11 protein-coding genes are annotated in these 15,286 nt (G+C 66.4%); 8 read left to right on the top strand and 3 right to left on the bottom strand.

Going from position 1 to position 15,286, the window contains the following annotated elements; all coding sequences use genetic code 11:
* Positions 1-85: 85 nt before the first annotated feature.
* On the top strand, positions 86-2,152 hold the full coding sequence (locus IEJ03_RS10500; protein ID WP_192034810.1) for an LTA synthase family protein: 2,067 nt from the start codon (positions 86-88) through the stop codon (positions 2,150-2,152).
* Between the two features lie 80 nt (positions 2,153-2,232).
* Here the strand turns inward: IEJ03_RS10500 and cmoB are convergent, their stop codons facing one another.
* Entirely contained in the window at positions 2,233-3,225 is a 993-nt protein-coding gene (gene cmoB / locus IEJ03_RS10495; RefSeq protein ID WP_192034809.1) for a tRNA 5-methoxyuridine(34)/uridine 5-oxyacetic acid(34) synthase CmoB, read from the bottom strand.
* Positions 3,226-3,969, bottom strand: a complete 744-nt coding sequence (cmoA, locus tag IEJ03_RS10490) for a carboxy-S-adenosyl-L-methionine synthase CmoA (RefSeq protein ID WP_192034808.1) — start codon at positions 3,967-3,969, stop codon at positions 3,226-3,228.
* 109 nt (positions 3,970-4,078) lie between these two features.
* Between cmoA and pgi the strand changes: the two genes are divergently transcribed.
* From pgi to IEJ03_RS10460, 6 genes are all read left to right on the top strand, one after another.
* Positions 4,079-5,815, top strand: coding sequence for a glucose-6-phosphate isomerase (pgi, locus tag IEJ03_RS10485; protein ID WP_192034807.1), 1,737 nt, complete (start codon positions 4,079-4,081; stop codon positions 5,813-5,815).
* A 28-nt stretch (positions 5,816-5,843) separates the two neighbouring features.
* Positions 5,844-6,494 carry a YqiA/YcfP family alpha/beta fold hydrolase gene (locus tag IEJ03_RS10480; RefSeq protein WP_192034806.1) on the top strand — a complete coding sequence of 217 codons (651 nt, stop codon included), beginning with the start codon at positions 5,844-5,846 and terminating at the stop codon, positions 6,492-6,494.
* 101 nt (positions 6,495-6,595) lie between these two features.
* Positions 6,596-8,476 carry a DNA topoisomerase IV subunit B gene (gene parE, locus IEJ03_RS10475; RefSeq protein WP_192034805.1) on the top strand — a complete coding sequence of 627 codons (1,881 nt, stop codon included), beginning with the start codon at positions 6,596-6,598 and terminating at the stop codon, positions 8,474-8,476.
* Between the two features lie 7 nt (positions 8,477-8,483).
* Positions 8,484-10,736: a DNA topoisomerase IV subunit A gene (parC, locus tag IEJ03_RS10470; RefSeq protein ID WP_192034804.1), complete on the top strand. Its 2,253-nt coding sequence runs from the start codon at positions 8,484-8,486 to the stop codon at positions 10,734-10,736.
* 12 nt (positions 10,737-10,748) lie between these two features.
* Positions 10,749-12,002, top strand: a complete 1,254-nt coding sequence (serB, locus tag IEJ03_RS10465) for a phosphoserine phosphatase SerB (RefSeq protein WP_192034803.1) — start codon at positions 10,749-10,751, stop codon at positions 12,000-12,002.
* 78 nt (positions 12,003-12,080) lie between these two features.
* The gene (locus tag IEJ03_RS10460; RefSeq protein WP_192034802.1) at positions 12,081-12,338 is read left to right on the top strand and encodes a TIGR02647 family protein; all 258 of its coding nucleotides are present in this window, start codon (positions 12,081-12,083) and stop codon (positions 12,336-12,338) included.
* Between the two features lie 104 nt (positions 12,339-12,442).
* Here the strand turns inward: IEJ03_RS10460 and IEJ03_RS10455 are convergent, their stop codons facing one another.
* Entirely contained in the window at positions 12,443-14,134 is a 1,692-nt protein-coding gene (locus IEJ03_RS10455) for a diguanylate cyclase (protein WP_192034801.1), read from the bottom strand.
* A 225-nt stretch (positions 14,135-14,359) separates the two neighbouring features.
* Here IEJ03_RS10455 and IEJ03_RS10450 point away from each other — a divergent pair, with 225 nt between their 5' ends.
* Positions 14,360-15,187, top strand: a complete 828-nt coding sequence (locus tag IEJ03_RS10450) for an ion transporter (RefSeq protein WP_192034800.1) — start codon at positions 14,360-14,362, stop codon at positions 15,185-15,187.
* The last annotated feature ends 99 nt before the right edge of the window (positions 15,188-15,286 follow it).

Genomic DNA, 15,286 nt, shown 5'->3' with positions numbered 1-15,286 from the left:
TCCTGGCGGATCGCCAGTCGTGGCCTGAGCCATTATAGTACGCGCTTCTTGATACGCGTTGGGATGACAAATGACGGAAGAGGTGATGAGAGCCTCGCGCTGGGAGCACTGGCGTGAGCTCAATCGACAGCTGTGGCGCCTGGGGCTGGCCGGTGTGGCAACACTGACAGTGATGCGCGGCCTGCTGTTATGGATGAATGCTCCGACGCCGCTGACGGCTCCGATCTCCGACCTGCTGCAGGCGTTCTGGATCGGCCTGCGCTTCGACGCCAAGATCATGACGGTGTTGTTGGGTCCATGGCTCTTGGTGGCGACGTTGCTGCTGGCGTTGCCTAGGCCGGTCATCGCCGCCTGGCGGCGGCTGTGGCTGCCCTGGGCGCTGATCGGCATGCTGCTGGTCAATCTGCTGGCGCTGACTAATCACTTCTTCTTCAGCTTCTATCAGGGGCCGATCAATTCGTTGATCTTCGGCCTGTTCGAGGACGATACCCAGGCGGTGATCGACACGGTCTGGAGCGATTACCCGTTGCTGGCGCTGCTGGTGGCGCTGGTCGGCATGACCGGCGTTCAGCTGATCTGGATGCGTCGCGGGCAGCGCCATGCGTTGCCTCTGCTGACTTGGCCGCGGTGCACTCTGCTGGTGGTGGTGACGCTTCTCGCCCTGGTCGGCCTGGGGCGCGGCAGCCTGGGCACCTTCCCGCTGCGCGAGATGCACATGTCCGTCTCGGCCAACGCCTTCGTCAATGATCTGGTGCCCAGTGGGCCGCAGGCGCTCTACCTGGCCTGGAAGGAGCGCGAGCTTTCGAACATTGGCGATGACCCGCTGGCGGGGCTTGCGCACTACGGTTTTTCATCGCCGGTGGAGGCGGCCCGGGCGCTGGGGTGGTCGGAGGTCGACGGTGCCGACGAGGTGCTTGAGCGCATGACCCTGACCACGCCTCACCGACCGGCGCTTGAGGAAGCACCACCTCACGTGGTGGTCAGCCTGATGGAGAGCTGGGGGCGCCGTCCGCTGGATTTCGACGATCCCGAGAAGAACGACCTGCTGGGCCGGTTGCGACCCTGGCTCGAGAGCCGGGGAGACTATTTCCCCAATGCCATGTCAGCCGAGAACGGCACACACCCGAGCCTCGAGGGATTGTTGTTCGATACCCCGATCAGCCCGTTGACTCAGAGCCGTTACGGCTATCGCACCTTCTCGACGTCGGCGGCGCTGCCGTACCGGCGCGCCGGCTATCGCACGGTGTTCCTGACCGCGGGCTCGGTACAGTGGCGGGACCTGGACGGTGCGCTCAGGCGTCAGGGCTTCGATCAGGTGCTGGGAGCCAGCGCGATTCGCGAGCGATTCCCGGAGGCCTCCGGCGGAACCTGGGGGCTGGATGACGAATGGATGTTCCGCACCGGTGCCGAGCTGTTGCAAGAGGCAGATGCCCGCGGCGAGAAGGTCATGCTGGTGATGCTCTCGATCTCGAATCATCCCCCTTATCGCATTCCCGATCATTATACGCCGGCACCGCTGGATGCGACGCAATTGGGAGATGCCCTGGCGGTGTCACCGGACTTCGGCACCTCGATTCTAGAGACCTATCAATACGCCAACGATGCCATGGGCGGCTTCCTGAACCGTCTGGAATCGGAAGGGCTCCTCGAGCGTACCCTATTCGCTGCGACCGGCGATCACAATTCGCGCTCGCTCATTCAGTATCCGGGGGCACATGATCTGTTCGACCAGTTCGGGGTGCCGATCCTGATGTGGCTGCCACCGCACTATCGCGGCGAAGCCAAGCCGAAGACGGAACAGTGGACCAGTCATCGAGACATCTTTCCCACCCTGTGGGCGCATTCGCTGTCCCAGGCAGAGGTGCCCTGGGTGGGGCGAGATCTCTACGCTTCGGCCGAGGAGCCGATGGCGCTGACCTTCAATCGCCAGGACGGGGGCGCTGGCCTGCTGGTGAGCGCGGAGGGGGCGGCCACGAACCTGGCACGACCGACCTTCTATGACTGGCAGTCCGGTCGAGAGCTTGGCGCCACCGAGACGCCGTCGGCGGCATTGCGTGAGCAGGCGCTCAGGGCGCGGGCGCGCTTGGCACTGGAAGACTGGCGCATTCGCCGTCAGGCGCTGGGGGTAGAGAGCGACGAAGTCGGCGGCTGAGGCGGCACAAAGCCGCGCTTCTGCGCCGGCGGCTTCCTTCTGCGGAGCCGCCGGGGCAGGTCGATGAGCCCGGTCGACGGTCAGGCCGGCTTGGTGGCGATCAGCACGGCACGCCGCGGCGCCGGGTGACCCTCGATCGTGCGGCGACGATCCTCGGGGTCGAGAAAGTCAGCAAGGGACTGGAAGCTCATCCATTCGGTCGAGCGTTGCTCTTCAAGGCTGGTCTCGGCCTCGTCGACCACCCGCACGTCACGAAAGCCGCAGCGCTCGAGCCAGTGGGCGAGGGCGGCGGAGGAGGGCAGGAAGTAGACATTGGGCATCGCCGCATAGCGCTCGCCGGGCATGAACACCGTGGTGGCGTCGCCTTCCACCACCAGGGTCTCTAGCACCAGCTCGCCGCCGGGGCGCAGGGCGTCCTTGAGCTGGTTCAGGTGCTCCAGGGGCGAGGGGCGATGGTAGAGCACGCCCATCGAGAAGACGGTGTCGAAGGCCTCGAGCTTTTCGGGCACGTCCTCGATGCCCACCGGCAGGAAGTGGGTGCGCCCGTGATCGGCGTCGCCGACGAAGTGACGCACCGCCTGGAACTGGTAGAAGAAGCGAGGCGAGGGGTCGATCACCAGCACGAAGGCCGCCCCGGCACCGGCCATGCGCCAGGCGTGATAGCCGCTGCCGCCGCCCACGTCGAGAACCCGACGACCGGCCAGCGGCGAGAGGTGCGGGGCGACTCTTTGCCATTTCCAGTCCGAGCGCCATTCGGTGTCGATCTGGATGCCCCCGAGTGCATAGGGGCCCTTGCGCCAGGGGGCGAGCTTCTTCAAGAGGTTATGGCACTGGCGCGTCTGGGGCTCAGACAGCGCCACCTCGACCGTCACGGTGTCGCGATCGAGGCGCACCTGGCGCGGCTCGGGCAGCGCGGGCAGCTTGGCCACCGCCTTCTCCCAGGCGGGCAGGTCGCCGTGGCGCTTGCGGTCGAGGCCGCGAGCCAGCTGCTCAGGAAGGCGGGCTAGCCAGGTCTCGAGGCCCTGGTCGACGAAGGCGTGGTAGAGGTGGCGATGGGAATCCGGTGACAACACTCAGGCGTCCTTGAAGGCGATGATCGAGGCGAAGTTCAGGTACTGGAACCAGGTCTGGCTGCGCGGGAAGCCGGCCCGGGCCAGGCGCGCGTGGTGGGCGGCCAGGGTGTCCGGCACCAGCACATTCTCGAGCGCGGTGCGTTTCTGGCTGATTTCCATGTCGCTGTAGCCGTTGGCGCGCTTGAAGTCGTGGTAGCGCTCGACCAGCCAGGCGTTCTCCTGTTCGTCCTCGGCGACGACCTTCTCGGAGAGCACCAGCACGCCACCGGGTTCCAGGGCGTCATACAGGGCCTTGATCACCGCCTCGCGATCCGCGGGGGGCAGGAACTGCAGGGTGAAGTTGAGCACGATCATGCCCGAGGGGCGGTAGTCCAGCGAGCGGATGTCGCCCTCGACGACCTTGATGGCATGCTCGGGGCACTCGGTGGCGAAGGTCTCGCCGGCGCGGCTGACCATCGCCGGCGAGAGGTCGACGCCGGTCAGGCGGAAGGCGTCTGCCGGCAGGCGTCCGGCCAGTGCCAGGCCCACCGCGCCCAGCGAGCAGCCGAGGTCATAGACGTGGGCGCCATGGCGCAGGTGGCGCTCGGCGATCACCCCGAGCATGCCCAGTATCTGGCCGTAGCCCGGCACCGAGCGACGGATCATGTCGGGGAAGCAGGCCACCACCTGTTCGTCGAAGGAAAAGCGCGCCACCCGGTCCAGGGGTGTCGAAAAGATCGCGTCACGGTAAGATGCGTCACTCATGGCGTCATGTCAGGGTCACAGCGGAATTTCCGGCATTCTACGCCCCGCGCCGCCCGGCTGCACCAGTTGCCCCGGGGCGGCCACTGCGCTCGTCAAGGAGAGAGAGTTCATGAGTCACCCGTCCCCCATCGACCAGCGGCCCGCCTGGCAGGCATTGGAGGCCCACGCCCGGGAGATGCGCGAGGTCCATCTGAAGACGCTGTTTCGGGAGGCCGCGACGGCGGGCGAGCCCCGTCATTCGCGCTTCTGCCGCCGGGCGGCGGGCCTGACGCTGGATCTCTCCAAGCAGCGCTTCAGCGAGGAGACCTTCGAGGGGCTGCTGGCACTGGCTCGGGAAGCTGAGGTGCCGGAGGCCATTTCGCGGCTGCTGGCCGGCGAGCGAGTCAATCGCTCGGAGGATCGCCCGGCGCTGCACACCGCCCTGCGCCTGCCACCGGATGCCCATCTCGAGGTCGAGGGCCAGGACCTGGTGCCTGCGGTGCACGAAACGCTCGCCCGCATGGAGGCGATGGTCGACAAGTTCCATGCCGGCCAGTGGCGGGGCGCCACCGGCAAGGCGATCAGCGACGTGGTCAACCTGGGTGTGGGCGGCTCGGATCTTGGCCCGCTGATGGTCACTCATGCGCTCGCCGACTATCGGCCCGACGGCGTGCACGAGATCAACGTGCACTTCGCCTCGACCATGGATGGCTCCCAGCTCGCCGATTACCTGGGCAGGCTCAACCCCGAGACCACCCTGTTCGTGCTGTCCTCGAAGTCCTTCACCACCATCGATACCCTGTCGAACGCCCGCACGGCGCGGGACTGGCTGCTGACCCGGCTGGTCCACGATGATCACGAGGAACCCCGTGCCATCGATCGAGCCCTGGTGATGCGCCAGCACTTCATCGGCGTCTCGGCGAGCCTCGAGAAGATGGCCGAGTGGGGCATCGCGCCGGCCAACCAGCTCGAGTTCTGGGAGTGGGTCGGCGGGCGCTACTCGCTGTGGGGCGCCATCGGTCTGCCCATCGCCCTGGTGGTGGGCATGGCCAACTTCCGTGCGCTGCTGGGCGGCGCCTATGCCATGGATCGCCATTTCCAGGAGGCGCCGCTGGAGGACAACCTGCCCGTGCTGCTGGGGCTCGCTGGCATCTGGAACGTCAACTTCCTGGATATCCGCGCCCACTCGATCCTGCCCTACGACGGCCGGCTCGAGTATTTCGCGAGCTATCTCGAGCAGCTCGAGATGGAATCCAATGGCAAGTCGGTGACCAATGCGGGCGAGGTGACCGCTTACTCCACCTGTCCGGTGCTGTGGGGACAGCTCGGGCCCAACGCCCAGCACGCCTTCTATCAGCTGTTGCATCAGGGCACCCAGGCCGTGGAGTGTGATTTCATCGCGCCGCTGCGTCGCTATGATCGCGTCGAGGACGCGGCCACCCGTGCGCATCTCAAGGCCCAGCACCGCCTGACCCTGGCCAACTGCTTCGCCCAGTCGCGCCTGCTGATGCTCGGCGACGACGCCATCGAGGATGACGGCCCACGGCCCAACCACAAGCGCTACCGCGGCAACCAGCCCTCGAGCACCGTGCTGCTCGACCGCCTGACGCCGCACACCCTGGGCGCGCTGATTGCCCTCTACGAACACAAGGTCTTCGTCCAGGCCACGATCTGGGACATCAATCCCTTCGACCAGTGGGGGGTGGAGCTCGGCAAGCAGATCGCCGGCGAGACCGAGCGCATCCTCGGTTCCCGAGAAGGCCTGGAGACCATGGACGATTCCAGCCGTGGCCTGATCGAGGCGCTGTGGGCCGCCGAGGACCAGGCGCGCCGCGAGGCCGACGAGACGCGGGCAGGGGAGTACTGATGCTGGATGCGCATACAGGAAATGCGGTATGCTGAGCCCCGGCATCGATCGTGAGGTGACGCCGGCCAGCGGCGTCCTCTACCTGCACGGCTTCAACAGCGGCGTCAGCTCGCCCAAGTCGCGGCTGATGCGTGCGGCCTGCGACGCCGTGGAGGGTGCGCCTCTACCCTGTGCGGCCCCTCAGCTCTCGCATCGTCCCGACGAGGCCCTGGCCATCGCCGAGGCGGCGCTCGAGACGCTGGGCCAGCGTCCCTTGCTGGCGGGCAGTTCCATGGGCGGTTTTCTGGTCAGTTGCCTCGCCGAGCGGCTGGGGCTGCCGGCGGTGGTCATCAACCCGGCGGTGCGCCCGGCGCGGCTGATGCAGAGCTGGATCGGCGACGCCTTCGTCAACGACGACACCGGCGAGCGCTTCGTCATCGACCACCGTCACCATGAGGCGCTTGAGGCCCTGACGCCGGCCCGGCTGACGGCTGCGCATTATCTCTTGCTGCTGGGCACCGCCGACGAGACCCTGGATTGCCGCGATGCCTTCGCGGCCTATGCGGGATGCCCCACCATCCTGCACCCCGGCGGCGATCACGGCTTCAGCGCCCTGGCCGACTATCTGCCGGCGGTGCTGGCCCATGGCGGACGCCGCCTCGCGCCGGGCCGGGTCGCCACGATCATCCCAGATGCATGACGCGAGGCTTCGTCTGAAAAGTCGGCGAGCGCAGTTCCTTTTCAGACATGGCCTGGCGGCGTGCCGCCCGCTCCGTTCACTGCCACACACCTGGACAACGCATGACGCAATACAGTGCTAGTTCCATCGAGGTCCTCTCCGGACTCGAGCCGGTGCGCAAGCGCCCCGGCATGTACACGGACACCTCGCGACCCAATCACCTGGCTCAGGAGGTCATCGACAACAGCGTCGACGAGGCCCTGGCCGAGCATGCCCGTCATATCCAGCTGCGCCTGCTGCCCGACGGCGGCATCGAGGTCGCCGATGACGGCCGCGGCATGCCCATCGACATCCACCCCGAACACGGCGTCTCGGGGATCGAGCTGATCCTCACCAAGCTGCATGCCGGCGGCAAGTTCTCCCAGTCGAGCTATCGCTTCTCCGGCGGCCTGCACGGGGTCGGCGTGTCGGTGGTCAATGCCCTGTCGCGGCGTCTAGAGGTCGAGGTCTGTCGCGACGGCAGCCGCCACGCCATCGCCTTCGAACACGGCGAGAAGGTCTCGGACCTGGCGGTCATCGGCAGCTGCGCCAAGCGCGCCACCGGCACCCTGGTGCGTTTCTGGCCCGACGAGAGCTATTTCGACAGCCCCAAGCTGGCGCTACCGCGGCTGAAACATCTCTTGCGCGCCAAGGCGGTGCTCTGCCCGGGTCTCAAGGTGACCCTCACCGAGACCGATGGCAGCCAGAGCGAGTGGCAGTACGAGGATGGCCTGCGTGACTACCTGGCTCAGGCCACCGATGGCTTCGAGGTGCTGCCGGCCTCGCCGTTCGTGGGCCACTTCGCCGACGACGAGCAGGGCGTGGACTGGGCAGTGCAGTGGTTGCCGGAGGGTGGCGAGCCGCTGCTGGAATCCTACGTCAACCTGATCCCCACGCCGCTCGGCGGCACCCACGTCAATGGCCTGCGCTCGGGGCTGCTCGAGGCGCTGCGCGAGTTCTGCGAGTACCGAAGCATTCTGCCCCGGGGCGTCAAGCTGACCGCCGACGACCTGTGGGAGCGCGTCTCCTATGTGTTCTCGGTGAAGATGCTCGACCCGCAGTTCGCCGGCCAGACCAAGGAGCGACTGTCTTCGCGCACCGTGGCGGGCTTCGTTTCCGGGGTGGTCAAGGACGCCTTCTCGCTGTGGCTCAATCACCACGTCGATCAGGCCGAGGCGCTGGCCGAGCTGGTGATCAGCGCCGCCCAGCGCCGCCAGAAGAGCGCCAAGAAGGTGGCCCGCAAAAAGGTCACCTCCGGCCCGGCGCTGCCGGGCAAGCTTGCTGACTGCTCGGGCCAGGACCCGGCCTCAAGTGAGCTGTTCCTGGTCGAGGGCGACTCCGCCGGTGGCAGTGCCAAGCAGGCCCGGGACCGGGAGAGCCAGGCGATCCTGCCGCTGCGCGGCAAGATCCTCAACACCTGGGAGGTGGAGTCGCATGACATCTACGGCTCCCAGGAGGTCCACGACATCGCCGTGGCCATCGGCATCGACCCGGTCAGCGATGACCTGTCGAAGCTGCGCTACCACAAGATCTGTATCCTCGCCGATGCCGACTCCGACGGCCTGCACATCGCCACCCTGCTGTGCGCGCTCTTCGTGCGCCACTTCCCGGCGCTGGTGGAGGCCGGCCACGTCTTCGTCGCCATGCCGCCGCTGTATCGCATCGACCTGGGCAAGGAGGTCCATTATGCCCTCGACGAAAGCGAGAAGGCGGCGATCCTCAAGCGCCTGGAAGGCAAGCGCGGCACCGTCAACGTGCAGCGCTTCAAGGGCCTGGGTGAGATGAGCCCGCTGCAGCTGCGCGAGACCACCATGGCGGCCGACACCCGGCGCCTGGTGCAGCTGACCCGCGAGGAGGGTGACGGCACTCTCGAGATGATGGACATGCTGCTCGCCCGCAAGCGCGCCTCCGATCGCAAGAGCTGGCTCGAGGACTACGGCAATCTGGCAGACATAGAGGTGTGATTCCCCGATGACCATGGATATCCAGGTGGCGGAGGGGGACGTCGAGCGTCTGTCCCTTCGCGAGTACACCGAAAAGGCGTACCTTGACTACTCGATGTACGTGATTCTCGACCGGGCATTGCCGCATATCGGCGACGGCATGAAGCCGGTGCAGCGACGCATCGTCTACGCCATGCGCGAGCTGGCCCTGAACGCCAACGCCAAGTACAAGAAGTCGGCGCGTACCGTCGGCGACGTGCTCGGCAAGTTCCACCCCCACGGTGACAGCGCCTGCTACGAGGCGATGGTGCTGATGGCTCAGCCGTTCAGCTATCGCTACCCGCTGGTGGATGGCCAGGGCAACTGGGGCAGCCCCGACGATCCCAAGTCCTTCGCCGCCATGCGCTACACCGAGGCACGGCTGTCGAAGTTTTCCGAGGTGCTGCTCAGTGAGCTCGGTCAGGGTACCGTCGACTGGACCCCCAATTTCGATGGCACCATGAACGAGCCGGTGGTGCTGCCGGCCAAGCTGCCCCATGTGCTGCTCAACGGCGGCACCGGCATTGCCGTGGGCATGGCCACCGATATCCCGCCGCACAATGTGGGGGAGGTGGTCGAGGCGACCTGCCATCTGCTGCGCCAACCCGAGGCGACGACCGTCGACCTGCTTAAGTACCTGCCGGCGCCGGACTTCCCCTCCGCGGCCGAGATCATCACCCCGCGGTCGGACCTGCGTAAGCTCTACGAGAGTGGCCGGGGCTCGGTCAAGCTGCGGGCCCGCTATACCCTGGAAGAGGGCAAGGTGGTGATCACCGCGCTGCCTTACCAGGTCAGCGGGGCCAAGGTGCTCGAGCAGATCGCCGCCCAGATGCAGGCCAAGAAGCTGCCGATGGTCGCCGATCTGCGCGACGAGTCGACCCACGAGACACCGACCCGGCTGGTCATCGAGCCGCGCTCCAACCGGGTCGATATCGAGGCCCTGATGGCGCACCTGTTCGCCACCAGCGACCTCGAGAAGAACATCCGCGTCAACATGAACGTGATCGGCCTCGACGGTCGGCCGCGAGTCATGCCGCTGCCACAGCTGCTCGGTGAATGGCTCAACTTCCGCCGCGCCACGGTGCGCCGGCGCCTCGAGCATCGCCTGGGCAAGGTCGAGGATCGCCTGCACATCCTCGAGGGCCTGCTGGCCGCCTACCTCAACATCGATGAGGTGATCCGCATCATCCGTGAGGAGGACGAGCCCAAGGCCGCGCTGATCAGCGCCTTCGATCTCTCCGAGCGCCAGGCCGAGGCGATCCTCGAGCTGCGCCTGCGCCACCTGGCCAAGCTCGAAGAGGTCAAGATCCGCGGCGAGCAGGATGCGCTGGCCGCCGAGCGCAAGCGCCTCAAGACGCTGCTGGGAAGCGAAGAAGCGCTCACCGACCTGATCGAGGAGGAGCTTCGCGAGGCCGCCAGCGAGCACGGCGATGCTCGCCGGGCGCCGCTGGTCGAGCGAGGCGAGGCCAAGGCCCTGTCCGAGGTCGAGCTGCTGGGGGCCGATCCGGTCACCGTGGTGCTTTCCGAGAAGGGCTGGATTCGCTCGGCCAAGGGCCACGAGATCGATCCCGCCGGACTCAGCTACAAGTCCGGCGACCGTTTCCATCTGGCGGCCCGGGGCAAGACCAATCAGCCGCTGGTGTTGCTCGACGACACCGGGCGGGCCTACACCCTGGCCGCCCACAACCTGCCCAGCGCCAGAAGCCAGGGCGAGCCGATCACCGGGCGAGTCAATACCGCGGCCGGGGCCCACATGGCCGGGCTGATGCTGGCGCCCCCCGACACCCGCTACCTGCTGGCGTCCGACGGTGGTTATGGCTTCCTTGCCCGCCTCGAGGACCTGACCGGCAAGAACAAGGCCGGCAAGGCGATCCTCTCGGTACCCAAGGGCTGCGCGGTGATTCCGCCCCAGCCGGTGCCGAGCGGTGAGGGCGTGCGGGTCGCCGCCGTCTCCAACGAGGGGCGCCTGTTGGTGTTCGCCCTCGAGCAGCTTCCGGAGATGACCAAGGGCAAGGGCAACAAGATGCTCGACATCCCCGGTGCCCGGGCCGCCCGGCGCGAGGAGTTCCTGCGCGACCTGGTGCTGCTGCCCCAGGACGCCGCACTGGTGGTGCATGCCGGCAAGCGTAAGCTGACGCTCAAGCCGAGCGATCTCGATTACTATACCGGCGAGCGCGGTCGCCGCGGCAGCAAGCTGCCACGCGGCTTCCAGAAGGTCGACCGCCTCGCCATCGATGACTGAGGGAAGGCTCCCATGACACGACGACTCTTGATTCGCGCCACGGGCCAGGCCCATCCCGGCCAGCTCTCGGGCCTCGGCCGCGCGCTGGCCCGGGCCGGGGCGCGCCTTCTGGACATCAACCAGAGCGTGACCTTCGACATCCTCTCGCTGGAGGCGCTGGTCGGGCTCGATCATGACAGCGACCTGGAGGCGATCCTCGGTGAGGCGGGCGATGCCCTGGGGCTCGATGTTCAGGCGGTGCAGGTCGGCGCCGAGGACTATCAGCGCTGGAGCACTCAGGAGAGTCAGCCGCGGCTGATCCTGACCCTGCTGGCGCCACATCTGCCGGCGGGCATTCTCGCCGAGGTCGGCGCGCTGACCGCCGAGCATGGCCTGACCGTCGAGCTGATCCATCGGCTCTCCGGCCGCGAGCCGCTGGATGGTGGCGTGGCCGGGGAAGGCGATGATCGCCATCCCATGGGGGCCTGCGTCGAGTGCTGGCTGCGCGGCGAGGAGGTCGACCTGCCGGCCTTGCGCGAGAAGGCCCTGGCACTGGGCGCCATGCACGGCGTCGACATCGCCATCCAGGAGGACTCGATATGGCGGCGCCATCGCCGCCTGGTGTGCTTCGATATGGACTCGACGCTGATCCAGACTGAGGTGATCGACGAGCTGGCGCGCCGCCACGGCGTAGGCGATGAGGTCGCCGCGGTCACCGAGCGGGCGATGCGTGGGGAGCTGGACTTCCAGCAGAGCTTTCGTGAGCGCATGAGCAAGCTCAAGGGCCTCGACGAGTCGGTGCTCGCCGACATCGCCGAGAATCTTCCGTTGATGGATGGCGTCGAGCGGCTGATGCATCACCTCAAGCGCCTCGGCTATCGCACCGCCATCCTCTCCGGCGGCTTCACCTACTTCGCGCACTACCTGCAGCAGAAGCTCGGCTTCGACGAGGTGCATGCCAACGAGCTCCTGATCGAGGACGGCAAGGTCACCGGCGAGGTGCGTGAGCCGATCCTCGATGCCGAACGCAAGGCGTATCTGCTGCGCGAGATCGCCAGCCGCGAGGGGCTTTCGCTGGAGCAGACCATCGCGGTGGGCGACGGTGCCAATGATCTGAAGATGCTGGCCACCGCGGGACTCGGCATCGCCTTCCGGGCCAAGCCGCTGGTGCGTGAGCAGGCCAATCACTCGATCTCGACCCTGGGGCTCGATGCGGTGCTCTATCTGATCGGCTATCGCCAGAGCGACCTGGAGGACGCCCCCGTTGACGCGACCGCTGGTGAATGACGGCCAGGCGGGCTAGGGTCAGGAGGCCTGCCCGCCTGAGGCGCGCTTTGCCCACATAACGAGAATCGCGAGGACGCCATGCCGACATCTCATTTTTCGCCGGAGCTGTTCGAGGAAGTGAAGATCCTTGGTCTGTTCAACCTGTCCACGACCCAGGAAGGCATCAAGGTGCATTCGAACGCCGCGCCCGAGGCCATCGCCGCGACCCGTCGGCTTCACGACAAGGGGCTGATCACCCAGGACGATGGGGGCTATCTGACGAGCCTCGGTCACGATGCTGCTCAGCATGCCCAGGACCTGCTGACCATTCTCACCACGGAGACGCTCGCCAGCTGACGCGACCTTCTCGTGCTGACCAACTAGTTAGTTGCACTGGCACTCGGACTGGTCAACTTGGCCCTCGCTCTAATCGAGCGGGGGCCTTGTCGTTGAGGGGATGATTATCGGACCTCGACCCGGTTGCGTCCTTGATGCTTGGCGGCATAGAGGGCGCGGTCGGCGCGCCGGTAAATCTGCTCCGGGGTGTCATCGGGGCGGGTAACGGTGACGCCCAGGCTGATCGTGATGGCGAGCGGCGCCTGATCGCCCATGGGCACGCGCATGGTCTGGATAGCCTGCCTCAGGCGTTCGGCAATGTCCGTGGCGGCCTCGAGAGAGGTGTCGCTCATGATGACCATGAACTCCTCGCCGCCGAGTCGCCCGATGACATCGCCGTCGCGTACCGTCTGCGCCAGCCGGCCGGCCAGGGCTCGCAGGACCCGGTCGCCGATGTCGTGACCGTGGTTGTCATTGACCCGTTTGAAGTGGTCGATGTCGATGATGGCGACGCTTGACTGGTGGTCGTGCATGGTGCCCTGAGCCGCCACTGTGTCGAGCTGCTCATCGAGCGCCGCCCGGTTGGGCAGGCCCGTCAGGGCATCGGTGAAGGCCAGGCTGGTGATGTGTTCCCGCTCGTGCGCCCAGCGGCTGGCCTGCAGCTGGGCGGCAATCAGGTGTTCGGCGGCGCTGGCGACCAGCCTCACCAGCTCGTTCTCCAGCTCGTTGAAGGGAGCCCGGCGCGGTTCGGTGCTCGAGAAGTTGAGGGTGCCCCAGACACCGCCATCGATGATCAGGGGCACGCCGATGTAGCTTTCCAGCGGAAAGTGGCGATAGCAGGGATGGCCCCGGAACAGCGGGTGCTCGCCGGCCCGAACGGTGCCCAGCACGCCATCGGCCTGGAGCGTCAGGCAGCAGAAGGTGTCTCCCAGAGGAAGCTGGGTCCCGGCCTTGAGATCGGGGTGCTGGCTGACGACATGGCGCACCGTGTAGGTGTCACCACTGACCTGGCTGATGATGCCGATCTCGAGGCCCAGGTAGTCCAGCGCCAGGGTCAGGAGTTCATCGACGGTGCCTTCATGCTCGATGGGGGTGTCGTGAACGATGTGGTGCACCTGCTTAAGCAGCCGGATGGTCGCTCCATACTCGCTGACGTCCTCGATGGCCGCGAAGAAGCCCGTCACGCGGCCGTCCGGCGCCCTGTCCGGCACGTACTGGATTCGGCATTCCATGGTGCTGCCGTCTCTCAGGGGCAGGGCCTCCTCGAATTGCATTTGCTCGCCGGCCAGGACCCGCTCGTAGATCGGTATCAGCCGGTTCAGGGCGGCCTCGCCGAGGATCGTCTCGATATGCCGGCCCCGAAGGGCGTCCCGGGAGTGGCCGAAGAAGTTCTCGTAGCTGGCATTGACGAAACGGTAGCGCAGCTCGGCATCGACGCTCGCCACCATCATCGGCAGCGCATCGACCATCGACATCAGGGCACCACCCTCCGACGGTGCCCGCTGGCTTCGTACCCGACTCAACACCACCCCCGCGGTGGCGGCAGGGGCGGCGCGCCAGAGGGTCTGGCTGCCATCAGGCCATCGGGTCGTGATCTCTCCGGACTGGCGCTCGGCCAGTAGGCTCGACAGGGTGGTCTCCAGGGCCTCTGCGCTCTCGGGGGCGACACAGGCGCTGAGTGCCGTCTCGGGCAACGGCTCGGCGGGGCCCTCGGGCAGGTGGCCCAGCTGGCGGGTGACCTGCAGCCGTTCGTCGAGCAGCAGGTAGACATCGTCGTGGAGGGCGGCGGCGTGAACGAGCCAGGCATCGGGCGTCATGGGCGAACTCGCGGAGTCGTGATGTTCGGTCGTCGTCGGTGCCCGCTCATGAGGGAAGGCAACAGACAGACGCGCTATCTTCATACTGCCGTATGATATGGCTCGACGATAGCAGATGCCTGGTCGCCGTCGTTAGTGAGCGGCCATGTCGTGCTATCCTCTCGGGCGCTTGCCGCTCGGGTCCGACCGGGCGGCCTCCCGTGAGACCTGAGCTGGAATCCCCCGATGAGTGAGCCCTTCAACACCTGGCAGGCCCGCTTCGAGCGCCTGCGCGCCAACAAGCTGTTCGAGACCTGCGTGATCGCCATCATCATCGTCTCGGCCCTGCTGATCGGCGCCAAGACCTATGAGGAACAGACCAGTCGTTTCGAGCAGGCGCTCTACTACTTCGACTGGGCAGTGACGCTCTTCTTCCTCGCCGAGATCCTGATCCGCCTGGCCGCCGAGCGCTCGGTGAGAGACTTCTTCCGCAGCGGCTGGAACATCTTCGATACCCTGATCGTCGCGGCGAGTCTGATCCCGCTGGACGACTCGGAAATGGTGTTGCTGGCGCGCCTGCTGCGGGTCTTCCGGGTGCTGCGCCTGGTGTCGCTGATTCCCGAACTGCGCATTCTGCTGGCAGCGCTGATCAAGTCGATCCCTCGCATGGGCTACGTGGCCCTGCTGATGTTCATCATCTTCTACATCTATGCGGCCCTCGGTAGCTTCCTCTTTCACGAGGTCGACCCCTTCCTGTGGGACAACATCTCCGTCGCCATGCTGACGCTGTTTCGCATCGCCACCTTCGAGGACTGGACCGATGTCATGTACGCCACCCAGGAGTTGCACGCCTGGAGCTGGCTGTACTACCTGACCTTCATCTTCCTGACCGCCTTTATCTTCCTCAACATGATGATCGGCATCGTGCTGGACGTGATGCAAAAAGAAAGTGTTCAGATGGAGATCGAGACGGGGACCGGCGAAGCGGGCGAGCTGCATGCCCTGCGCCACGATGTCAGGGCCCTGAGCGAGCAGATCGCCCGCCTCGAGGAGGGGCTGTCCCGAGAGCGCTAGTTGACAAGGGCGCCCCGGGCTGATTTGCTATGCCTATGAACACGACTTCTTCTGCACTCCGCCTAGATCTACGACTACTACTAGCCGGCCTTTGAGCCC

Source organism: Halomonas sp. YLGW01 (assembly GCF_014840935.1).
Taxonomy (GTDB): Bacteria; Pseudomonadota; Gammaproteobacteria; order Pseudomonadales; family Halomonadaceae; genus Onishia.
The sequence above is the reverse complement of the archived record's forward strand: the minus strand, read 5'-3'. Positions and strand labels throughout refer to the sequence as shown.